This window comes from Limosilactobacillus ingluviei str. Autruche 4 (genome assembly GCF_000312405.1).
GTDB lineage: Bacteria > Bacillota > Bacilli > Lactobacillales > Lactobacillaceae > Limosilactobacillus > Limosilactobacillus ingluviei.
Window position 1 is genome coordinate 1,112,886 of sequence record NZ_HE997173.1, and the last position, 23,647, is coordinate 1,136,532.

16 protein-coding genes are annotated in these 23,647 nt (G+C 51.4%); 3 read left to right on the forward strand and 13 right to left on the reverse strand.

The features are described from left to right. The first annotated feature begins 7 nt into the window (after positions 1-7). Positions 8-1,777, forward strand: coding sequence for a glycerophosphoryl diester phosphodiesterase membrane domain-containing protein (locus BN54_RS05470; protein WP_019206162.1), 1,770 nt, complete (start codon positions 8-10; stop codon positions 1,775-1,777). 228 nt (positions 1,778-2,005) lie between these two features. Next, the gene (locus BN54_RS05475) at positions 2,006-2,947 is read left to right on the forward strand and encodes a sugar-binding transcriptional regulator (protein ID WP_040469984.1); all 942 of its coding nucleotides are present in this window, start codon (positions 2,006-2,008) and stop codon (positions 2,945-2,947) included. A 51-nt stretch (positions 2,948-2,998) separates the two neighbouring features. Here BN54_RS05475 and BN54_RS05480 read toward each other — a convergent pair whose 3' ends face one another. The 5 genes from BN54_RS05480 to rpsL all read right to left on the reverse strand — a co-directional run bounded on the left by BN54_RS05480 (position 2,999) and on the right by rpsL (position 7,276). After that, positions 2,999-3,640 carry a DUF421 domain-containing protein gene (locus tag BN54_RS05480; protein ID WP_019206164.1) on the reverse strand — a complete coding sequence of 214 codons (642 nt, stop codon included), beginning with the start codon at positions 3,638-3,640 and terminating at the stop codon, positions 2,999-3,001. Continuing rightward, entirely contained in the window at positions 3,637-4,095 is a 459-nt protein-coding gene (locus BN54_RS05485) for a DUF3290 domain-containing protein (protein WP_019206165.1), read from the reverse strand. Before BN54_RS05485 ends, BN54_RS05480 begins: the two co-directional genes overlap by 4 nt. A 69-nt stretch (positions 4,096-4,164) precedes the next feature. Next, entirely contained in the window at positions 4,165-6,249 is a 2,085-nt protein-coding gene (gene fusA / locus BN54_RS05490) for an elongation factor G (RefSeq protein ID WP_019206166.1), read from the reverse strand. Between the two features lie 113 nt (positions 6,250-6,362). Next, positions 6,363-6,833, reverse strand: coding sequence for a 30S ribosomal protein S7 (gene rpsG, locus BN54_RS05495; RefSeq protein WP_019206167.1), 471 nt, complete (start codon positions 6,831-6,833; stop codon positions 6,363-6,365). A 29-nt stretch (positions 6,834-6,862) separates the two neighbouring features. Beyond that, entirely contained in the window at positions 6,863-7,276 is a 414-nt protein-coding gene (gene rpsL / locus BN54_RS05500; RefSeq protein WP_019206168.1) for a 30S ribosomal protein S12, read from the reverse strand. 322 nt (positions 7,277-7,598) lie between these two features. On the opposite strand from rpsL, the gene BN54_RS05505 reads away from it, so the two are divergent. Beyond that, on the forward strand, positions 7,599-8,279 hold the full coding sequence (locus tag BN54_RS05505) for a prepilin peptidase (protein ID WP_019206169.1): 681 nt from the start codon (positions 7,599-7,601) through the stop codon (positions 8,277-8,279). Between the two features lie 68 nt (positions 8,280-8,347). On the opposite strand, the gene BN54_RS05510 is transcribed toward BN54_RS05505, so the two are convergent. From BN54_RS05510 to adhP, 8 genes are all read right to left on the reverse strand, one after another. Continuing rightward, the gene (locus tag BN54_RS05510) at positions 8,348-9,370 is read right to left on the reverse strand and encodes a C40 family peptidase (protein WP_019206170.1); all 1,023 of its coding nucleotides are present in this window, start codon (positions 9,368-9,370) and stop codon (positions 8,348-8,350) included. A gap of 233 nt (positions 9,371-9,603) precedes the next feature. Then, positions 9,604-10,767: a DUF998 domain-containing protein gene (locus BN54_RS05515; protein ID WP_019206171.1), complete on the reverse strand. Its 1,164-nt coding sequence runs from the start codon at positions 10,765-10,767 to the stop codon at positions 9,604-9,606. Positions 10,768-10,862: 95 nt separating this feature from the next. Continuing rightward, complete coding sequence (gene rpoC, locus BN54_RS05520; RefSeq protein WP_019206172.1) at positions 10,863-14,522, reverse strand: DNA-directed RNA polymerase subunit beta'; 3,660 nt, start codon at positions 14,520-14,522, stop codon at positions 10,863-10,865. Positions 14,523-14,542: 20 nt separating this feature from the next. Then, positions 14,543-18,124: a DNA-directed RNA polymerase subunit beta gene (gene rpoB, locus BN54_RS05525; RefSeq protein ID WP_040469748.1), complete on the reverse strand. Its 3,582-nt coding sequence runs from the start codon at positions 18,122-18,124 to the stop codon at positions 14,543-14,545. A 278-nt stretch (positions 18,125-18,402) separates the two neighbouring features. Then, entirely contained in the window at positions 18,403-18,996 is a 594-nt protein-coding gene (locus BN54_RS05530; protein WP_040469750.1) for a TetR/AcrR family transcriptional regulator, read from the reverse strand. A gap of 210 nt (positions 18,997-19,206) precedes the next feature. Beyond that, positions 19,207-21,642, reverse strand: a complete 2,436-nt coding sequence (locus BN54_RS05535) for an ATP-dependent Clp protease ATP-binding subunit (RefSeq protein WP_019206175.1) — start codon at positions 21,640-21,642, stop codon at positions 19,207-19,209. Between the two features lie 37 nt (positions 21,643-21,679). Then, positions 21,680-22,144, reverse strand: a complete 465-nt coding sequence (locus tag BN54_RS05540) for a CtsR family transcriptional regulator (RefSeq protein WP_019206176.1) — start codon at positions 22,142-22,144, stop codon at positions 21,680-21,682. Between the two features lie 156 nt (positions 22,145-22,300). Then, on the reverse strand, positions 22,301-23,326 hold the full coding sequence (gene adhP / locus BN54_RS05545) for an alcohol dehydrogenase AdhP (protein WP_019206177.1): 1,026 nt from the start codon (positions 23,324-23,326) through the stop codon (positions 22,301-22,303). Positions 23,327-23,647 lie beyond the last annotated feature (321 nt).

Sequence of the window (23,647 nt, forward strand, 5' to 3'; positions counted from 1 at the left end):
GGAAATTATGCCAGTATTTTGGGACGCCTTTAAGCGCCACCGGCAAATTTTCCGGGCCCACTGGCTGACCTTTGTCGCTATAAGTTACGGCTTAGATTTGCTGATTCAATTTCTCGTGATTCCCAGTTTTAAATTCGCCACCACCTGGATTTTACAAGCGGGCGAAATCCCCTTTGTCTCCTACCAAAACGTGGTCACGATCCTCACCCACCATCCCCTGGTGGTCATCGCCTTATTTCTTGAACTTTTGGCGTTGCTATGGGTCATTTATGCGCAGTTTACCCTCCTGTTGATTGCGGTCCGCCAGCTGGCCCGCGACCGCTTTGACTGGCGCAATTGGCTGGGCGAGAGTTGGGCTTCCCTGGCCCACATGCGCTTGGGTTCGTTAGCCTTGTTACAGGGCTATTTGAGCTTGATCCTGCCGGTCAGTAATTTGATTTTCAAAACCCCGCTCTTAACCAAGGTCAAAGTCCCCGCCTTCATCTTGGACTACCTGACCCGCAACGGCTGGCTGATCAGCGGGACCGTGCTTGGTTACGTCGTGATCCTCGCCTTCGGGGTCCGCTTGTTGTATACCCTGCCAACCATGGTTTACCATCACGTCCCTACCAAAGCAGCCTTCATCAGCAGTTGGCAACGCACCGCGCATAGCCAGTGGTGGCCCCTGGTCAAACAACTCCTCACTTTGGCGGTGCTGACGACGTTAGTCATTTTGCTTTTTTACCTGACCAGTTTGGTGGCTCAAGCGGGCTTTGATCTGCTGCCCGCCCCGTGGCCGCACCACTTAGCAACCGCAAATTTAACTCTGGTCCAACTCGGTAGCGAGTTCTTGATCGTTTGGCAGACCATCCTCAGCCTCTTGGTCTTAATTGCGGATGAACTGCCCTCGTCCCCCCTGGCCTTTGGTCACCGCCGCGCGACTTGGCGCCAGTGGGGGCTGCCGGTAGCCTTAATCGCCCTGTTTACCTTAGCTGCGGCGGCCAACGCCAGCACCTACTTCAGCGAGCACAGTCTGACCCGCCCCCTTACGATTGCCCACCGTGGCGTCGTCAATGGCAACGGGGTGCAAAATACAATTCCGGCCCTGAAAAAGACCGCCCATTTCCACCCGGATTTCGTGGAAATGGACATCCATGAGACCAAGGACCACCAATTTGTGGCCATGCACGATGAAAATTTGCGGGCCTTGACGGGGGTCAATCAGGCTCCCTATCAATTAACCCTGCGCCAGCTGACGGCCCTAACGGCGAAAGAAAATGGTCACCAAGCGCCCGTTGCGTCATTTGATCAGTACCTAAAAGCCGCTCAGCAACTCCACCAACCACTGCTGGTCGAAATCAAGACCACGCCCCACGACTCGGCCGACATGATCCAACGCTTTAACCAGCGCTACGGGGCAACCCTGTTAGCCCAGCACGATCGGGTCCATTCGCTAGATTACACGGCCGTCCGGCAACTCCAACGTGCCAATCCCGCGTTAACGGTCTATTACATTCAACCTTACAACTTTACCTTCCCTAACAGCGCGGCGGATGGGTACTCGATGGAATATTCGACCTTAAATCAGGATTTCATCACCCAAGCCCACCGCCAACACAAGCCGGTCTTGGCTTGGGACGCTAATGAGCCCGCGGTGATCAAACAATTGATCTTTGACCACGCCGATGGGTTGATTACGGACAATTTAACCACGGTGCAAGCTCAAATCAAAGCTTTGACTGGGCACCAATCCTACCTAAACCAGCTGGCCAACTTCTTGGACCTGTTGCCGAATTAATCATCCCAAAGCCCGGGGCTTAGCTTAGTGCCCCGGGCTTTTTAGCTCCACCAAAAATTCCGGCAGCGTTGTCAGTTTTAAAAATTCATTAAAAAGATAATCAGCTCGTTTTGGCTTGTCGTTCGTCAAAAAACTGGTTACAATTATAAATAGATAGTGGGATATGAAAACCGTTTGACCGAAAAATGGGTAAATACGCCAATTAACTTATAAAAGGTGGGATGAATGATGGACGCACAACACGTACATTTGTTGGGTCAACTTGCCCAAGATTACTACTTCAGCAAGATGCCTATTAACAAAATGGTGGAAAAATATTCGCTAAGCCGTTACTTAATTTTGAAATACCTGGATGAGGCATTGGCCAGCGGGATCGTCGAAATCACCGTGCATTCGAATTACGAACGCAGCGTGGAGTTGGAGCAACAATTAAAGCAGCACTTTAAGATCCAGCAACTCTACGTCATCAAGGACCCCGAAAACATCGGAACCCGCGATGACCGCGTGGCCGCCTTTGCGGCGATCCAAGCCCAAGCTTTGATTAAGCAATGTCAAATCGTGGGCCTATCGTGGGGTGAGACCATTTATGATGTCATCAGTCACTTCGCAAAATCGGAACGGGACGATCTGACCTTTGTTCAGTTCATCGGTGAAAACATGCGCTACCACTCTTCAACGGGTTCGATGCGGATGACGCAACGGGCCGCCACGAAATATGACGCGCACTACTACACGATTCCCGGGCCGTTATACATCATTAACGATGATGTCCGCCAAGGCTTTATTGAAGAACCTTCCATCAAGCAAACCTTGGAAGTCGCTAAGCAAGCCCAACTGTTGATCTGCGGGTTAGGGACCGAAGAATCGATCGACTCGATGCCCCTGTGGCGGGCCCACAAGGCTTCAATCTTCCCGAACGTCGATCCGGCGCAAGTGGCCGGAATGATTTACGGGCGGCCGTATGATATCAACGGTCACTTCCTTAACAAAGCTGATGACAAAACCGTCGGCATGGCCATCAGTGATATTCAAAAAATTCCGCGGCGCTTTGGGGTCGTCCAAGGTAAGGCCAAATTTAAAGCCGCCTTGGGGGCGCTCCGGGGCGAACTCTTTACCGACTTAGTAATGAGTGAAGCCATTGCCCTGCGGGTCTTAAACGAATTAAACTAAAACAACCTAAAAGCGGAGTTGACGAACGCACTCGTTAACTCCGCTTTTCCTTTACGCTGATTGTGGGTAGGGCACCACCCGTAATTCCCCATTTACATATTCCCCGACAAAAACCTGTTCCACCCGTTGGAGCCCCGCTGCTTGCAGCTGGGTCTGCACCCACGTCGGGGACTTTCCAATTAAACTTAAGACTTCCGCATTTAACTGGCCATCGCTAATCAAGAGCAGTTTAAGGTTGGCGGCGTCTTTTTCGATGACCGTCAGCTGGCCGTTGGTTTCCATCACGGCACTCTTGACCTGACTAAGCGTGGTAATGCCACTGTTGCGCAGCTGCTCCATCAATTGGTTGGCCGACAAGCCGACTTGCAAACACGCCGTCGGCCGCAACTGGCCGTCAGCAATCAACATGACCGGCCGGCCATCAATTAGGAGACGTAACCACCGGCTGTGTTCCCGGCCAAATTTCACGATTGCAACAATTAAGGACCACAACAAGAGGATGATCAGAAATTGCCAAATGGTAATCGCGGGGTTATAAATCACCCCACCAATAATTCCCCCCAGGACATAATTTTGGATTTGATTCAAAGGGGTGTTGCGTGCAAATTCAACTTTGCCTAATAAGTTAATCTGCAAGATCATCATGATCATCCCCACCACAAATTTGAGGGCGATCAAACCATAACTGCTCATTTTTTCACCTCCGCATCTTTAACAAGCACCTGATGATTGATCACGTGGGCGCGGGTCAGAGTATAACTGTTGTTATCCGCATTCAGGTGCACCTGATAGTCCCGTTTTTGGAACCGAATAATCATCCCGTCAGCCAAAGTCGTTGAATTAACCAAGACTTGGTCGGGCTTAAGGTGATGATCAACGGCCACGGCCTGGATAAAGGGCAGCAATTGACTGCTCTGAGCGGCGGTCGTACGACTGGTGAGGTAATGCTCCCACTGAATGCCCAACAAAATCGCCATTAGCAACACCATAATAATGCTCAAATCACGGGATCGGGTCCGGTACCGTTGCCGGAAATAACGCCACGTCCCAACTAAGGTTCCTAACAATAAAAGGACCAACCCGAGGGCCACGACCCACTGGGTAACATGCTGTTGGGCTTGCAAATAATCATAAGTGTAAAAAGTCATCGTTTTTGCCTCGCTATGTACAAAAAAGGCCGGGACGTCTCCCGACCTTTTTTAAGTTCAGGGCAAGAATTACTTGCCACCGTTCTTTTCGATAATTTCTTCTTGGATGGACTTTGGCACAGCAGAGTAGTGGTCAAAGGTCATCGTGAAGGTCCCACGACCTTGGGTAGCAGACCGCAGGGTCGTAGCGTAACCAAACATTTCAGACAGCGGAACAAAGGCGTGCACGAGTTGTGCGTTCCCCCGTTCTTCCATCCCGTCGATCGAACCACGCCGGGCAGTAACGTGACCCATGACATCCCCCAGGTTGTCTTCTGGAGCAACGATGTCAACCCGCATGATTGGTTCGAGGATGACAGCTTCACCCTTCGGTGCGGCGTTCTTCAGTGCCAAGGAAGCGGCCACCTTGAAGGCTGCTTCAGAGGAGTCGACTTCGTGGTAGGAACCATCGTAAAGCTTAGCCTTCAAGTCAACCAGTGGGTAACCAGCTAAGACCCCATTTTCCATGGCTTCCTTCAGCCCTTGTTCAACAGCTGGGATGTATTCACGTGGCACAACCCCACCGACAATGGCGTCTTCGAATTGGAAACCTTCCCCTTCTTCCAGTGGCGTAAATTCAATCCAGACATCCCCGTATTGACCCTTACCACCAGATTGACGAACAAACTTCCCTTGGGCGGAAACTTGCTTCGTGAAGGCTTCACGGTAGGAAACTTGTGGCTTACCAACCGTAACTTCGGCGTGGAATTCCCGGCGCAACCGTTCCACGATGATGTCCAAGTGCAATTCACCCATCCCGGCGATCAACGTTTCACCAGTTTCAGGGTTCGTTTCTGCCTTGAAAGTTGGGTCTTCTTCAGCCAACTTTTGCAGCCCCTTGTCCATCTTGTCTTGGTCGTTCTTGGACTTTGGTTCAACCGAAACTTGGATAACTGGTTCTGGGAAGTCCATGGATTCCAGTTGCAATGGGTGATCTGGGTCCGTCAGGGAGTCCCCAGTCGTCGTGTTCTTCAGACCAATTGCCGCCGCAATGTCCCCAGAGAACACTTCTGGAATTTCTTGTTGTTGGTTCGAGTGCATTTGCAGCAGACGACCAATCCGTTCCCGCTTCCCCTTCGTAGCGTTCAGCACGTAGGAACCGGATTGCAAAGACCCAGTGTAAACCCGCAGGAAAGTCAACCGCCCAACGAATGGGTCAGTAGCGATCTTGAAGGCCAAGGCCGCGAATGGCTTGTCATCGCCGGCCGTCAATTGTACTTCGTTGCCGTCTTCGTCAGTGGCCACAAATGGCTTAACGTCAACTGGAGATGGCAGGTAGTCAACAACGGCATCCAACATCATTTGGATCCCCTTATCCTTGTAGGCAGAACCAGCTAAAACAGGGAAGAGGTCGATGTTCAGCGTGGCTTGCCGAATGGCTGCCTTAAGTTCAGGAACGGAAATTTCTTCCCCTTCCAGGTACTTTTCCATGATGTCGTCGTTGACGTCAGCCAACGTTTCGATCATGGCATCGTGACGAGCTTGGGCTTCATCCTTGAGGTCATCCGGAATTTCAACCGTATCCCAGTTTTCCCCCAGCTTGTCTTCGTCGTAGATGTAAGCCTTCATTTCAACCAAGTCAACCAGCCCGATAAAGTCATCTTCGGCCCCGATTGGCAGTTGCAATGGCAATGGCGTAACGTTCAGACGGTCCTTGATCGTTTGAACAGAGTAGTCAAAGTTGGCCCCCAACTTGTCCATCTTGTTGGCAAAGACGATCCGTGGCACGTTGAAGTCGTCGGCTTGCCGCCAAACCGTTTCGGTTTGTGGTTCAACCCCGGCTTGGGCGTCCAGCACCGTTACGGCACCGTCCAGCACCCGCAAAGCCCGTTCAACTTCGACCGTGAAGTCCACGTGCCCTGGGGTGTCGATGATGTTGATCCGGTTTTCCTTCCAAACGGCCGTCGTAGCGGCGGAAGTGATCGTAATCCCACGTTCCTTTTCTTCTTCCATCCAGTCCATTTGGGAAGCCCCATCGTGGGTTTCACCGATCTTGTGAATCTTCCCAGTGTAGTAGAGGATCCGTTCCGTTGCCGTGGTCTTCCCAGCATCGATGTGGGCCATGATCCCAATGTTCCGGGTCTTGGCAAGTGGGTATTCACGCTTGTTAGCCATCTTGAAATTTATCTCCCTTCGAATTTGGTCTTAATTTGAGAAAAAAGGGGTGACGAAAAGTATTCAGCGTCGCCCCTTTGCATGAATCCAGTCAGGCGACTGTCTTCAAAAAATTACCAGCGGTAGTGTGCAAATGCACGGTTGGCTTCTGCCATCCGCAGGGTGTCTTCCTTTTTCTTGATGGAAGCCCCCGTGTTGTTAGAAGCATCGATGATTTCGTTTGCGAGGCGTTGCACCATCGTGTGTTCCCCACGCAGACGAGCGTATTGAGTCAACCAACGAAGTGCCAGCGTCCGTTGCCGGTCGGGGCGAACTTCAATCGGCACTTGGTAGTTAGAACCACCGATCCGACGAGCCTTAACTTCCAAGGCTGGTTGAACGTTGTCCATTGCTTGTTCGAAAACTTCAACTGGATCGTTCCCAGTTTGTTCCTTGATCATTTCAAAGGCTTGGTACAAGATCTTAGAAGCAGTCCCCCGCTTCCCATCCAGCATCAAGTGGTTGATCATGCTAGTAACCAGCTTTGAGTTGTAAATTGGATCTGGTAAAACTTCTGGCTTGGCAATGTGTCCTTTACGCGGCATTGCTTAATCCCTCCTTATTTTTTATGATCTTACTTCTTAGGCTTCTTGGCACCGTACTTGGAACGGCTTTGCATCCGGCCTTCAACCCCGGCAGTATCAAGCGTCCCACGGATGATGTGGTAACGAACCCCAGGCAAGTCCTTAACACGGCCCCCACGGATCAAAACAACCGAGTGTTCTTGCAGGTTGTGGCCAATCCCTGGAATGTAAGCCGTAACTTCGATCAGGTTGGACAGACGCACACGGGCGTACTTCCGCAATGCAGAGTTAGGCTTCTTTGGCGTCATCGTCCCGACACGGGTAGCAACCCCACGCTTTTGCGGTGATGGATCCTTGATTTCTTCCTTCTTGAAGCTGTTGTATACGTAACCAAGGGCTGGTGACTTTGACTTACCCTTGTGGCTCTTACGGCCCTTGCGAACCAATTGGTTAATAGTAGGCATTATTTTTCCCCTTCCTAAATTTTAAGTCCACATACCCAGGCGGTTCTTTTTTGCGAATAAAAAAAGCGCTTGAGTACTATTTCTTTCTGTGCTATCGCTGGGACATTCGTCTGCCCACCGACAGACCTTCCGTTGCTAAAAAAGCACCTTTGTTAAATTAACACGAACGCCAAGGAAAGTCAACGGCTTGGCCAGAATTTTTGACCACTGAGCGTGGTTTTTGCTCACCGCGAAAAAAAGCTGATTTGCCACGCAACAATTTGGCTAAAAAAACGTATATATAAAGTAGGACCTGATTGCAAATTGTAAGGAGGAACTTTAAATGTTATTACTCAGTTGCTACTTTGGCTTTGGAGCGTGTTGGGCGTCCTTTGTCACTACCATGACCAGCCGCCACCTTTTGGCCCCCCAGCGCTCCTATCCACCTTATTCCATCTGTGAACACTGCCACCACCGCTTGCATGCTTGGCAATTGTGCCCAATCAGTGGTTGGCTGAGCCAGGGCGGGCGTTGTTACTGGTGTCACTGCCGGTTAAGTGCCCTGGCCCCGGTAACCGAAGCTTTAACTGGGGGCAGCTGGGCCGTCTTGGCTCCTAGCAATTTCACCAATTGGCTGGCCCTGTTGCTGGTCAGCAGCGGCTGTTTAATGATGGTCACCACTGATTGGCAGGCCCAATGGATCACCCCACCGTGTCTCGTGAGCTTCGCTGGCTTGTTGGTCTTGACCCCCGTTTTGCATCACTGGCTGCTCGACAGTTTCCTGGCCTTGCTATGGCTCAGTTTAACCTTCGCTCCAGGTTTTGGCCGCGGTGATGGGGAGTGGCTGGCTATTTTGACCCTCGTAATTGGCGCGCGCCCAACTTGTGCGGTGATCCTTTTAGGCTGCTTATTGGCCCTGAGCGACCGCCGGCTGTGGTACCACCAGCCCGTCCCATTGATTCCTTACCTGACCGGGGGCTTATGGTTAACCTTGCTGACCTATCCCGCCGGTTGGCCCTGGTAATTAAAAAAACGGTCAGCTAAAAAGTGCTGACCGCATCGAAAGGATGAATGGTTAAATTTCCGAAGTCATTATTGACCCACCACCACGTAGTAGCTTGGCGTGTAGTAGTTGATGGACGACGTTGACACCGTTTGGCCGACATCCGGGGCCGCAATGTAATTACCATTCCCCGTCGCAATCGCGTCGTGGTATGGGGCACTGTCTGAACCCCAGAAGTAAATTGCCCCCGCCGGCGCGTTAGCAATATCGTATTGGTGGGTCCCCAGGGCCTGTTGTTGGTAAGTCGTCCGGTAGTCACTGGACAGCCCGTATGCCCATTGAACCAACCCGGAACAGTCAAACCCACTGGTGGTGTTGCCACCCCAGACGTATGGCGTGCCCTCAACGGATTGGGCCCGGGCCACTGCTTCGCTTGGCGTATAAGTCGTCACCCCATTTGTGGCCGTCCCTGCCGCAGCTGAGGTGGTTGGGGCCGTTGACGCAACTGGTGTTCCTGCCGTAGCTGTATTCGTGCTGTTATTGGCCGTAGGAGTGCTGGTCACCGGGGTCGTGGAAGCGACATTAACGGCCGTCGTTGCGATATTGGCCGTCGAAGTGGCTGGCGCCGCCGCTGATGAACTGACGCTGGTGCTCCCGTTATTTTCAACCCGGGGAGTTGTTGCCAACTGATTGGCACTTGTGGTTGCTAATTGGGCCGCTGAACTGCTTGTTGCGGCACTAGGGGTCGCACTAAGCGGCAGCGTCACCGTAATGGCCGTGGCACTGGCGCTAGTGGCTTGACTGGCCGGAGCAGCGGCCGCTGTTTGCTGAGCAGTCGCACTTGATGCTTTTTGGCTGGACTTGGCCCCCGACGTTGGGATCACCAATTGATCGCCAACGTAAATTAAATCCGGATTGGCCAGTTGGTTCGCTTGCACAATTGAAGCCATTGAGACTTGGTATTCTTGGGAGAGGCCCCAAACGGTATCGCCGCTTTGCACTGTCACCGTGGTGTCAGCATTGGCTTTCGCGGAAGTCATCAGAACTGTCCCTGCCAAGGCGGCCGTCGTGGCTAAGACTAGTTGTTTCGTTTTAATATTAATCAGCTCCATTTTTGATTTGTGAGTCTTTAGACAAGACCCACCGTTTAATATACCGATTGGAATTTACTCCCCAGTTACCGCTAATTGACAGATCATTACACTTTGTCCGTTAAATTTACAAATGCCCTGGGCTCGTAACGGCCCTGCAACAGGTCAAAGATTGCTTAAAAATCATTAAATTAATCTTCGTTTTACCATCAAAAAAGGCTGAGTGATCTTCACCCCGCCTTCATAAAATTTGATTATTCATTTTTAACCGGTTGGAGTTTAACCGGCAGCACCTGTTGGCCAGCTGGCAGTAAATGCTCAATATATTGGAAGAGCAACAGCAGCCAGGCAAAGGCTAAGGCAAACGCCAAGAGTTCAAAGGCTGTCAGGGATAAATAGCCCACGACCTTAAACATGAAGTAGTCCAGCACCATGATTGCCCCGATCAAATACGACACCTTTAAAAACTGCTTAGTGACCCTGGGCAAACACCACCGGACCACGATAATCAACAGCCACAGCAAGTAAACCAACCACATCGCAATCCGGTCATGCAACAGATGGTACTTCGGGTCGTTCGGAAAGAGGCCAATTCCCGCAATGTTAGCCGCCAGCGCTAACAATAACAGCCGTAACCAAAGCGTTTTTTTAGTGTGATATTGCGGGGCCAAATTAACAAAGAGGTAATCGACCAGCGTCGCCATCAATAAGCCTGAAAAAATCAGGGTGAAATTGAATTGCCAAGCCGTCCCACTATTGGCGGTCCCCAAAAAGCTAAAATTATGCTGCCACCAATTCTTAGTCGGGTTCGCCAACATTGACACTCCCACCCCGCCAACAATCATTACGGTCATCAGGTTGATTACCACCCCTGGTGACAACGTGTAGGCTAAGTTAATCAACAGGTAGTTCACGATGCTGACGCCCACCATCACCAAGACCGTTGCCATATAAAGGTCTAAGCGCAAACCCGGGAAAAGCCGATCAATCAACCAGCCAGTGCCCTCGGCCGTAATTGCAATAATCATGGCACAGGCAATCAACAGGGGGAACAGACTCCGCCAAGTAAAGGTTGCTGCCGGGCCGTGTTGGCTCAATTTCTGCCGAACAAACGCCACCATAAACGCCAGTACCCCGCTAATCATACCGAGGGTCGCAATTGCGCTGCTGATCGAATAATCACCCGACCACGGCAACGTGTGCACCTGGGGCAACCACCACTTGATCCCAGCTAAAAAGACGCCTGCTAGCACCACCGCCGGTAAGCCATAACTGGCAAATTTTAATTGGGGAATCAAGGCCGTCCCATCATCGGGCCGAATTACCAGCCACTGGTTTTCGATGTGCATCGAAACGGTCCCTGCCTTCGCCAAGCGTTCTGCGACTTCCTCTGGTACCTCCACCAAATACTTCTTCATTGCTAATTCCCCCACCTCAATCTCAATTATGTACGGCGAAAAGGGGCCGGAATTTCCGACCCCTTTTCATCGCGCGTTGCTAACCAGCTAGCCGATTAGTTTTCGTCGCGCTTCATTTGTGCTTCCATTTCGCGAATCGAAGCGTTAGGCATGGCATATGCCGCTTGATCGGGTTTGGTTACCGTAACTTCCTTGGGCTTGATGTTGCGGTAAGTACCCATCCCAGTCCCGGCTGGGATGATCTTCCCGATAATTACGTTTTCCTTCAAACCGACCAGTGGGTCTTCCTTGCCGCGAATTGCCGCATCGGTCAGGACCCGGGTGGTTTCTTGGAAGGAAGCCGCCGACAAGAAACTGTTGGTTTCCAGGGCCGCCTTGGTAATCCCGAGGATTACCGGACGCGCCGTTGCTGGGACCTTACCTTCAACCAAGGTTTGGTAGTTGGCATCCCGGAATTGGTTGATGTCCATCAATTCACCCGGTAAGACGTCCGTATCACCTGGATCCATGACCCGGACCTTGCGCATCATTTGCCGGATCATGATTTCAACGTGCTTGTCCAGCAAGTCGATCCCTTGCATCCGGTAAACCTTTTGCACTTCAGCCAACAGGTACGTTTCCGTGGATAAGACGTCGCGAACCCGAATCAATTCTTTTGGATCAATCGACCCTTCGTTCAGCGCAGAGCCCCGGTGAATGAAGTCACCTTCTGCCACCTTCAAACGCGAAGTAATTGGTAAGGTGTACGTCCGCGTGTCGTTTTCACCCTTAACGGTGATGTCCTTGGTTTGTTCGGCTGGGTTTTCTTCGATTGATTCGATTTCACCCGTCACTTCAGAAATCGTGGCTTTCCCCTTCGGATTCCGCGATTCCACGATTTCTTGCACCCGTGGCAACCCTTGGGTGATGTCGTCGTTGCCGGCCACCCCACCGGTGTGGAAGTTCCGCAGGGTCAGTTGCGTCCCGGGTTCCCCGATTGATTGCGCGGCAATCGTCCCGATGGCTTCCCCGGCTTCAACTTGGTCTCCGGTCGCGGCGTTACGCCCGTAGCACCGTTCACAAACCCCGTGTTCAGTGTTGCAAGTAAAGGCCGAGCGAATCGTCACTTTCTTGACACCGGCATCAACGATCTTTTGGGCCATTTCTTCGTCCAAGAGAACGTTCTTGGCCACAATCCGTTCACCGGTTTCTGGGTCAAAGACAGACTTCATCGTGTAGCGCCCTAAGATCCGGTCGTAGAGTGGTTCGATCATTTCGTTCCCGTTGGTAATCGCCGTTACTTCCAGCCCGCGGTCCGTACCACAGTCTTCTTCGCGAACGATCACGTCTTGGGCCACGTCAACCAGCCGCCGGGTCAGGTAACCAGAGTTGGCCGTCTTCAGGGCCGTGTCGGTCATCCCTTTCCGGGCCCCGTGAGAGGAAATAAACATTTCCAAGACAGACAGCCCTTCCCGGAAGTTGGACAGGATTGGCAGTTCCATGATCTTCCCGGATGGAGAAGCCATCAAACCACGCATCCCGGCCAGTTGGGTAAAGTTAGAGATGTTTCCCCGCGCCCCGGAGTCAGACATCATGTTGATTGGGTTGTGGATATCCATGTGCTCAATCAGCTTTTCTTGGACTTCATCCTTGGCGTCATTCCAAATGGCAATGACCCGTTCGTAGCGTTCGTTGTCGGTAATCAAACCACGCCGGAATTGCTTGGTAACGAGGGCCACTTGCTTGTGGGCTTCTTCGATGATCCCTGGCTTTTCCTTCAAGTCGGTGATGTCGGCCACCCCAACCGTCAAACCAGAAATCGTGGATTCAAAGTACCCGAGGTCCTTCATCTTGTCCAAGAGTTCCGAGGTAATCGTCACCTTGTAGCGCTTGTAGACTTCAGCGATGATGTCAGACAAGAAGCCCTTCTTGAACGGTGGAACCAGTGGCGCATTGGCCAAGTATTCGTGAATGTCTTGCCCCTTGGCCAAGAAGTACTTGTCCGGCACCCCGTTTTGCAGGTTGTCGTCAGTTGGTTCGTTAATGTAGGTGTAATCCTTTGGCATGATGTTGTTAAACAGGATCTTCCCGACACTCGTTACCATAATCTTGTCGCGTTGGTCGTCCGTAAACGGCTTGTTCTTGTAAGAAGCCGTCTTGATCCCAACCCGGGTTTGCAGGGCTACGTAACCATCCTTGTAGGCCATTTCGGCTTCGGCCGCGTTGGCAAAGATCATCCCTTCCCCTTCGCGGGCCTTGTCTTCCGTGGTCATGTAGTAGTTCCCGATAACCATATCTTGGGATGGGGCCACGATTGGTTCCCCGTCCCGCGGGCTCAAAATGTGGTGAGCTGCCAGCATCAGCAAGCGGGCTTCGGCTTGTGCTTCATCGGACAGTGGGACGTGGATGGCCATTTGGTCCCCGTCGAAGTCGGCGTTGTAGGCTGCACAAACCAGTGGGTGTAACCGCATCGACTTCCCGGATACCAGGATTGGTTCAAAGGCCTGAATCCCTAACCGGTGCAAGGTAGGGGCCCGGTTCAACAGGACCGGGTGTTCCTTGATGACATCTTCTAAGACGTCAAAGACCTTGTCATCTTGCTTGTCAATCAAACGCTTAGCCGCCTTAACGTTCGTGACGAGCTTCCGCTTGGTTAATTCGTGCATGATAAATGGCTTGAACAATTCCAAAGCCATTTGAATTGGCAACCCCATTTGGCTCATCTTCAAGGATGGACCAACGTCGATAACGGAACGACCGGAGTAGTCAACCCGCTTCCCCAGCAAGTTTTGCCGGAACCGCCCTTGCTTCCCTTTCAGCAAGTGAGATAAGGACTTAAGTGGCCGATTCCCTGGCCCAGCCACTGGACGACCCCGCCGACCGTTATCAATCAAGGCGTCCACAGCTTCTTGCAGCATCCGCTTTTCGTTTTGCACGATGATCCCTGGCGCGTTCAATTCCAACAGGCGCTTCAACCGGTTGTTCCGGTTGATAACCCGCCGGTAGAGATCGTTTAAGTCTGAGGTGGCAAACCGTCCCCCTTCAAGTTGCACCATTGGCCGCAGATCCGGTGGCATCACCGGTACGACGTCCATAACCATCCATTCTGGCTTATTGCCAGACTTCAAGAAGGCTTCCAAGATGTCCAAGCGCCGAACGGCCCGCGTCCGCTTTTGGCCCGTGGCTTCCTTTAAAGTGGCCTTTAATTCGGCCGCTTCCTTTTCCATGTCCACGTCTTGGAGCAACTTTTGGATCGCTTCGGCCCCCATTTGAGCCACAAACCGGTCCCCATATTCCGCCTTCTTTTCCCGGTATTCCGGTTCGGATAAGAGTTGCTTCTTTTCCAGTGGCGTATCACCGGCGTCGAGCACCACGTAAGAAGCAAAGTAAATTACTTCTTCCAAGGCCCGGGGGCTCATGTCAAGGATCAACCCCATCCGGGATGGGATCCCCTTGAAGTACCAGATGTGCGAAACAGGAGCTGCTAATTCAATGTGACCCATCCGTTCGCGGCGGACCTTGGCTGTGGTAACTTCAACCCCACAGCGATCACAGACCAAGCCCTTGAACCGAACCCGCTTGTACTTCCCACAAGCACATTCGTAGTCCTTGGTTGGCCCGAAGATCCGCTCGTCAAACAGCCCTTCCTTTTCCGGCTTTAGCGTCCGGTAGTTGATCGTTTCTGGCTTCTTTACTTCCCCGTAGGACCAAGAGCGAATCTTGTTTGGTGAAGCCAACGCGATCTGCATACTTTCAAATTTATTGACGTCAATCAAAGGGCAATCCTCCTTCTTTACTAATCAGTGGTTGCTTCGCTTGGCGTTGCCGGAGCCTTTGCTTGCGCTTCGTCATTTTCCTGACGGTTGGCTTGGGCCCGCTTGCGCACGTCGATTACTTCTTCATCTTCGTTCTTTAATTGCACTTCTTCGTGGTTGCCGTCTAACACTTTCATGTCCAACCCCAGGGATTGTAATTCCTTGACCAGCACCCGGAAGGATTCTGGCACCCCTGGCTTTGGAATCCGGTCCCCGTTGATGATGGCATCGTAGGTGTTGACCCGGCCGACCACGTCATCAGACTTGTAAGTCAAGATTTCTTGCAGGGTGTAAGCGGCCCCGTAAGCTTCGAGGGCCCAAACTTCCATTTCCCCGAACCGCTGACCACCGAATTGGGCTTTCCCACCCAATGGTTGTTGCGTAACCAAGGAGTATGGCCCAATCGAACGGGCGTGGATCTTGTCATCGGCCATGTGAGCTAACTTCAAGTAGTTCATGACCCCAACGGCAATTCGGTTTTCAAATGGTTCCCCGGTCCGACCGTCGTACAAGATCGTCTTCCCGTCGGATGGTAAACCAGCTTCTTTGACGGCTTCCCAAACATCCTTGTCAGTTGCCCCATCAAAGACTGGCGTAGCAATGTGAATCCCTAATTGCCGGGCAGCCATCCCCAAGTGCAATTCGATAACTTGACCGATGTTCATCCGGGATGGCACCCCCATTGGGCTCAGCATGATATCAATAGGTGTCCCATCAGGCATAAATGGCATGTCTTCTTCTGGGATGACGATCGAAACCGTCCCCTTGTTCCCGTGCCGACCGGCCATCTTGTCCCCTACTTGCAGCTTCCGCTTTTGGGCGATGTAGACCCGAACCATCTTGTTGACTCCAGGGGCCAATTCGTCCCCGTTTTCCCGGGTAAAGACCTTCACGTCTTGGATGATCCCGCCACCACCGTGCGGTACCCGCAAGGAAGTATCCCGGACTTCACGCGACTTTTCACCAAAGATGGCGTGCAAGAGCCGTTCTTCCGCGGATAATTCGGTAACCCCCTTTGGCGTTACCTTCCCAACCAAAATGTCACCGTCGTGAACTTCGGACCCAACCCGGATGATCCCAGTTTCGTCCAAGTTCTTTAAGGCATCCGCCCCGACGTTTGGTAATTCACGGGTCATTTCTTCTGGCCCAAGCTTGGTTTCCCGCGCTTCGGATTCGTAAGATTCAATGTGAATGGACGTGTAAACGTCGTCTTTAACCAGCCGTTCGGAAATGGCGATGGCATCTTCGAAGTTGTACCCTTGCCAAGTCATAAAGGCAATCAGTGGGTTTTGCCCTAAGGCCAATTCCCCTTGATCCATGGCTGGACCATCGGCAATGACTTCGTCCGCATCGACGTGGTCACCGACCTTGACGATTGGCCGTTGGTTGTAGTTCTTCCCCCCGTTGGAACGGCGGAACTTCATCAGCTTGTAAGAATCCAGGGTCCCGTCTTCTTGGCGGATCCGGATTTGGCGGGCATCAACGTATTCCACCGTCCCGGCGTTCTTGGCAATCAAAGCTACCCCGGAGTCATGGGCCGCCTTGTATTCAATCCCCGTCCCGATCAAAGCGGCGTGCGGATCAATCAGCGGTACGGCTTGCCGTTGCATGTTGGCCCCCATCAGCGCCCGGTTGGAGTCGTCGTTTTCCAAGAATGGGATACATGCTGAGGCTACGGAAACAACTTGCTTTGGCGAAACGTCCATGTAGTCGACGTTTTCAGCGGAAGTCGTAATGTAATCTTCCTTATCACGACACATGATTTCTTCTTCAGCAAAGGAACCGTCTTCGTTCAACTTGGTGTTGGCTTGGGCGATGATGTAGTTATCTTCTTCGTCGGCCGTCAAGTAGTCGATCTTGTCGGTAACCTTGTGCGTTTCCCAGGAAACCCGCCGGTATGGCGTTTCAATGAACCCATATTGGTTCACCCGGGCGTAAGTTGACAGGTTGTTGATCAACCCGATGTTCGGCCCTTCGGGCGTTTCGATTGGACACATCCGCCCGTAGTGGGTATAGTGCACGTCCCGGACTTCATAACCGGCCCGGTCCCGCGTCAAACCACCTGGCCCAAGGGCAGACAGTCGCCGCTTGTGGTTTAATTCCCCTAAGGGGTTGGTTTGGTCCATGAACTGGGACAGTTGCGAAGACCCAAAGAATTCTTTGATGGCCGCAACTACTGGCCGAATGTTAATCAATTGTTGTGGCGTTACGGTGTTGATGTCTTGAATTGACATCCGTTCCCGAACCACCCGTTCCATCCGGGCTAACCCAATCCGGAATTGGTTTTGCAACAATTCACCAACCGACCGAATCCGCCGGTTCCCTAAGTGGTCGATATCATCAGTCGTGCCGATGCCTTCTTGCAAGTTGAAGAAGTAGTTAACTGAGGCAATAATATCGGCTGGTTGGATGTGCTTGAGTTCCAACGGAATGTGGCCGTTGGCAACCACTGGCACGACCCGGTCGGGATCCTTCTTGGAGTAAACCAAGATCTTTTGCAGCTTAACAGGTTCCGTTACCACGGCTTCATCCGATGGCGTGTAGGTAATCATCTTGAAGTCGTCTTGTTCCAACGCTGGTTCCAGCTTCTTCAAGACTTCCTTGGTTACCACGTCACCCTTGTTCGCCAGGATTTCACCCGTTTCAGGATCGGCCAAAGTTTCTGCCAACGTCAGCCCGAGCAACCGGTACTTCATAGCCAACTTCTTGTTGGTCTTGTAACGCCCAACCGGCGCCATGTCGTAACGCTTTGGATCAAAGAAGCGGGCGTTCAGCAAACTCCGGGCGGAGTCAGCCGTCTTTGGTTCACCCGGCCGCAAGCGTTCATAAATGTCCTTCAGGGCTTCTTCAACCCGGGAGTCTTCCGGATTCTTATGCACGTCCTTGTCAATCGTAGCTGATAAGGAGTCACTGTTGCCGCCTAACATATCAATGATTTCATCATCAGAGCCAAACCCAAGGGCACGGACCAATTCGGTCATTGGCAACTTCCGCGTCCGGTCAATCCGGACGTAAGAAATCCCCTTGGCATCAGTTTCGTATTCCAACCAGGCCCCCCGGTTCGGAATAAAGTTGGCCCCGTAGTTTGGCCGGCCGTTCTTATCCGTTTCGGAGTTGTAGTAAACCCCTGGGGAACGGACTAATTGGGAAACGATAACCCGTTCGGCCCCGTTAATAATGAAGGTCCCTTGCGAAGTCATCAGTGGGAAATCACCAAAGAAGACGTCTTGAGACTTGATTTCACCAGTTTCGTGGTTGGTTAAGCGCAACGTTACGTGTAATGGTGCCGAGTAATTGGCATCATGTTCCCGTGCTTCATCGACCGTGTACTTTGGTTCCAAGAGTTGGTAATCAACGAATTCGAGGGACAGCTTCCCTTGGAAGTCATCGATCGGCATGATGTCATCAAACATTTCACGCAGACCCTTGTCCATGAACCAGTTGTAAGAATCAGTTTGAATTTCAATCAAGTTCGGGAGGTCAAGGACTTCCTTGATCCGGGAATAACTACGACGAGTACGGTGCTTACCGTATTTTACTAAGTGTCCGGCCAAACTATTCACCTCTCTAAGTTTGTTGGGTGGGTTCAATGTTACATTTTGGTTACAATTTTACTCAAACCATGATTTTGGGCAAAAAAAATCCAAAAGCAACCAGCGATTGCCTTTGGGCTTTTATAAAGTGGCTGACGGACAAGAGATCGTCAACCCCATTGAACTCACAATTACATACGATAAATAAGATACACTATTTCCAGCGGCCTGTCAATTAAAAAAATCCGGGTACGAAAAAACCGGCCAGCCAAGCTCTCCCCTTCTTGGTCAACCGGTTTAATCACTGCTTAACCTTGGCGCAACAGTCCTGTCATGACTGAATCAATGATTAAGCGTTGCCGTTGCTCCGCGTTTAACGACCGTCCCCCAATTTGTTGGAAGGTCCCAAACAACGGGGCGATGCTGGCAATCAACAATTCCGCTGCTTCTTTAGGCATCAAATCTGGCCGCAAGTCCACATCCGCCATCTTGAAGAATTCCGACAGTGGTTCCAAGTAGTCCATGGTAAAGATCATGTTCAGCTTGTGTTGGGAACTTGACGTCAACTGCCGTAACGCCGCTTGGTACTGAGCATAGATACTCAGCGGGTGATACTTAAGGTAGACTTTGCAGATTTGAAAAAGCCGTTCTTCCGGATCCAGATCGGTTTTCCGCAAAACCTTGTTAGTCTCCTGGCGAACTTTACCACACAGCTCCGTCAACACGTCCAGGTACAATTCTTCTTTGTCCGAAAAGTGGTGATACAGCGCGGGTTGGGTAATGCCGATCTGCTTGGCGATGTCCCGGGTCGAAGTTCCCCCAAACCCGTGCTCCAAGAACAATTTAGTTGCCGTCGTCAAAATTGCATTCCGTGTTTTCGCTAGTTGTTCAGCTCGTCTCAATTTCTAACGCTCCTATCTTGTGTAAAATCGATTATCCTAATTTATTATAATCACACAGTAGTAATTATTATTTATCACAGCATAATAATTGTCAATAGGTAAATCTAGCGATAATTAGTTTCCTTATAAAAAAACGGTCATCAAAATTAATTTAGGTAAGTTAATGAGGCCGTTTTCCTTCTAATGATTAATTCAATTAAGTAAAACAATTTAGTGGAGGGTGAAAGTTATTTTGCCTTGCCGCGCCCCGACCGTCACCTGATCACCAGCCGTTAAGCTGCCGTCCAGCAATTTCAGGCTCAGCGGATCTTCCACTAACGTTTGCAACGCCCGCCGCAAGGGCCGCGCCCCGTACGTTGGTTGGTAGCCCGCCGCAACGATTTGATCAATCGCGGCCGGGGTGAATTTAACGGTAATTTGTTGCGCGGCCAAGCGAGCAACCAAGCCCCGGGTCAACAGTTTTACGATTTGGCGCAGGTCGGCTTTCTCAAGTGGGTGGAAGACGATCGTTTCATCGATCCGATTTAAAAACTCCGGCCGGTAGTGCAACTTCAATTGGGCATTGATTGCTTGCTTCATCGCCGCATAATCATTTTGCAGGCTGCTTTGCCCAAAGCCGACCGTCTTTTCATCCTGGAGCTGGGTCGCCCCAAGATTTGAGGTCATGATCAAGATCGTATTCTTAAAGTCAACCTTGCGCCCCTTGGCATCGGTCAGGTAACCGTCATCCAAGACCTGCAACAAGAGGTTAAAAACGTCCGGGTTCGCCTTTTCCGCTTCATCGAGTAGGACCACGGAATACGGGTGTTGGCGCACTTTTTCGGTTAATTGACCGCCTTCTTCGTACCCGACATAACCCGGGGCCGCCCCAACCAAACGACTGGTACTGTACCGTTCTTGGTATTCCGACATGTCAATGCGAATCAAGTTGTCTTCGGAGCCAAAGACGGTCGCGGCTAAGGCCTTGGCTAATTCCGTCTTGCCGACCCCAGTTGGTCCAAGGAACATAAAGGATCCTAACGGTCGCTTAGGATCCTGCAAACCGCTGCGGGCCCGCCGAATTGCCCGGGCAATCGCACTGACGGCTTCGTCTTGGCCAATCACGCGTTGGTGAAGGGCCTTTTCTAAGTGTACCAAGCGATCTTGTTCGTGCTTTTGCAATTGCGTAACCGGAATCCCGGTCCAATCCGCCACGACCTTGGCAATATCTTCTGGCATCACCCGTAAGGTGGTTTGCGCAGCTTGGGCTTGGCGACGAGCCGTTTGCTGTTCAACCTGGGCTTTTAACGCCAACTCTTGGTGGCGCAATTGCGCAGCTTGATCAAAGTCTTGCGTCAAAATGGCCGCTTCTTTTTGTTCTCGCAACTGCGTTAATTTTTGCATCGCGGCAACCGTCTGGGTATCCGCTTGGTCAGCATTGATCCGCACCATCGCTGCTGCTTCATCCATTAGATCAATCGCCTTATCCGGCAAAAAGCGATCAGTGATGTAGCGTTTGGCTAGCTTAACCGCAGCGGTGAGCGCCGCATCACTAATCGTTAACTGGTGGTGCTTTTCATAGCCCGGCCGGATCCCCTTTAAAATCTGGACAGTGGCTTTTTCACTGGGTTCTTCAACTTGAATCTTGGCAAAGCGCCGCTCGAGGGCTGCATCTTTTTCAATGTACTTCTGGTACTCATCCAACGTCGTGGCCCCAATCAGTTGCAGTTCCCCCCGGGCCAACGCCGGCTTTAAAATATTGGAAGCATCTACGGACCCTTCAGCCCCACCGGCACCGACCACCGTATGCAGTTCGTCAATAAACAAAATGACGTCGCCACTGCGGTAAATCTCATCCAAAATTTTTTTCAGTCGGTCTTCAAATTCCCCCCGGTACTTGGTACCGGCCACCAGCGACCCCATGTCCAGCGCCATCACCCGCTTTTGGGCCAAGCTGGCTGGCACGCCTTGAGTGACAATCCGCTGGGCTAAGCCTTCGACAATCGCCGTCTTGCCGACCCCCGGTTCCCCCACCAGGACCGGATTATTTTTCGTTTTCCGGCTCAACAGTTGTACCATGCGTTTAATTTCTTTTTCCCGGCCCACGACCTGCTCACCAGCGCCTTGCTTTGCTTGGGCCGTTAAATCCCGTGCCAAACGATCTAACGTCGGCGTTGCCGTATTACGTTTGGCACTTTGGCGGTTCAGGGCCTGTCCGGCGGCCTTGCCCAATTTCCGCACCAACGTCCGCCGGGCTTGTTGCAAGTTTACATCCAAGTTGAATAAAATCCGGGAAGACAAAATCGTCTCATCACTTAACAGCGCCAGCAGCAAGTGTTCTGTCCCCACCCGTTCAGCATTCAGCTGCCGGGCCGTTTGGGCTGCCAACGACAAGATGGTGCGCAGTTTCGGTGAGGCTGGCAAATACTCATGACTGTCAGCTACTGCCAAGGTGCCGTAACCGGTAAAGCGTTCAATTTCGGCCCGCAAATCGTCACTGGTGACGTGGAATTGATCCAGCAATTCCGCCGCCACCCCACTGTGTTCCAAGCTCAACGCTAGCAACAGGTGCTCTGTGCCGACAGCTTGGTGTTTAAAATACAGGGCCTGTTCGTGCGCAATTTCTAAAACCGCCTTGGCATTTGGCGTATATCGGTAATCGTCCATGTAAATCCCCTTCAATTATCTTCTCTATTCGCTGCCGTTATTCATACCGCAACCGGGTCAGCAAGGCAACCAAGAGCCTTGCCCGCAAGCGCTCTTCAGCTTGCTTGTTTGCTTGGTTCAGGGTTTGTTTGGCCACCCCGACCAACATTAAATCACCCTCCCGGCGTGAAATCAATTTTTCTTCATATAAAGTCTTAATGATTTTAGCGGCGTCTTTTTCACTGATGGCTTCACCAATATTGGCAATCAACATCTGTAAGACATCATCATCATCCAGTAGGTTGACCCGTTCAATCCGGATGTAGCCACCACCACCCCGCTTGCTTTGCACCAAGTAACCATTTTGCAGGTTAAAGCGCGTCTTGATGACATAATTAATTTGTGATGGCACCACATCAAAATGATCGGCAATTTCCGCCCGCCGAATTTCAATCCGGGGATCATCCCCTAAAATTGATTTCAGGTAAGCTTCAATTACGTCTGAAATGCTACGTTCTTCCACCGGTCTGCGCCCCTTTCTTGACTAATTTTGACCTTAATCATACCACACTTTTCCGGATTTGCCTTCGATTTACCCTTCAACACAACACGAAAAAAGGGCTGGGTACCAGCTCCCAGCCCTCAATTTCATGGTATTGCTTCATTCAACTAACGCTGCTTAGGCTTCGTGAACAAAGTCAACTACGTTCCGCCCAACGACCTTGTTGTCCTTTAATTCTTGGATCATGTCGTTGATTTCAGCTAACTTGCGCGTCTTAACAATTGGCTTAACCTTGCCTTCAGCCCCGAATTGGAAACATTCAGCCAAGTCTTGGCGCGTCCCAACCAAGGAACCAGCCACAATGATCCCATCCAGCACCGTCTTAGCGATGTTGAGCTTCATATCCCCTTGTGGCAAGGCAACCGCAACCAACTTCCCATCTGGGCGCAAGGAATCAACTGCTTGGTCAAAGGCCGAAGCTGCAACGGCCGTTACCACGGCAGCGTGAACGCCGCCCACTTTTTCTTGGATGGCTTGAGCAACGCTGTCAACTTCGTGGCGGTTAATCACTACTTCCGCCCCGTTTTCCTTCGCCGCTTCCAGCTTAGGATCGTTCCCGTCAACAACAACGACGTGGGCCCCAAAGACATTGTGCGCAAATTGGACGGCCAGGTTCCCCAGACCACCGGCCCCGACGATGGAGACCCATTGACCAGGCTTGATGTCGGCAACCTTCAGGGCCTTGTAGACCGTTACCCCTGCACAAGTCAGGGAGGTCGCTTCAACTAGGTCTAAGCCTTCCGGTACCTTCACCGCGTAGTCGGCAGCGACGATACATTGTTGAGCCATCGCCCCGTCAACCGTGTAACCGGCATTTTGCACTTCGCGACAGAAGGTTTCGCGTCCCGTCAGGCAGTATTCACAGTGACCGCAGCCCTTGAAGAACCAAGCAATCGATACCCGATCACCGACCTTCAAGCTGGTTACGCCAGGGGCAACCTTGGCAACGCGCCCAACCCCTTCGTGACCGATAATCCGGCCTGGCTTTTCACCAAAGTCACCAGCCGCCACGTGTAAGTCAGTGTGGCATAACCCACAATATTCCATATCAACCAAGGCTTCACCTGGCTTTAAATCGCGTAAGGTAACATCCTTAACCGTAACGTAACCATCTACTGGATCATTAATAACTGCAGCCTTCATGGATCATATCTCCTTTGTATCTGTAAATCTTTCCTACGCTTAATATCATAGCGAGCTTCCTGCCGTTTGGCAAGTGAAAAAATGAACATTCTCAAAGTTTTTTTGTTTTATATTTTTCTATCGCCCGCTCTAAAAGTTGTTACAACGGCGTTTTGATTGATTGGTATAGTTAAGCGACGTTCGAAAGATTTTTCACTTATGCCACGATCAAGCGGTTGATCGGCCCCTTTTAAAAATTATATTTTTAACCCCTTTTATTACTTCTCAAAATTGGTATAATAGCCGAGTTGTTTATTTTTCAATTTAAGCAGAGGAGTTTTT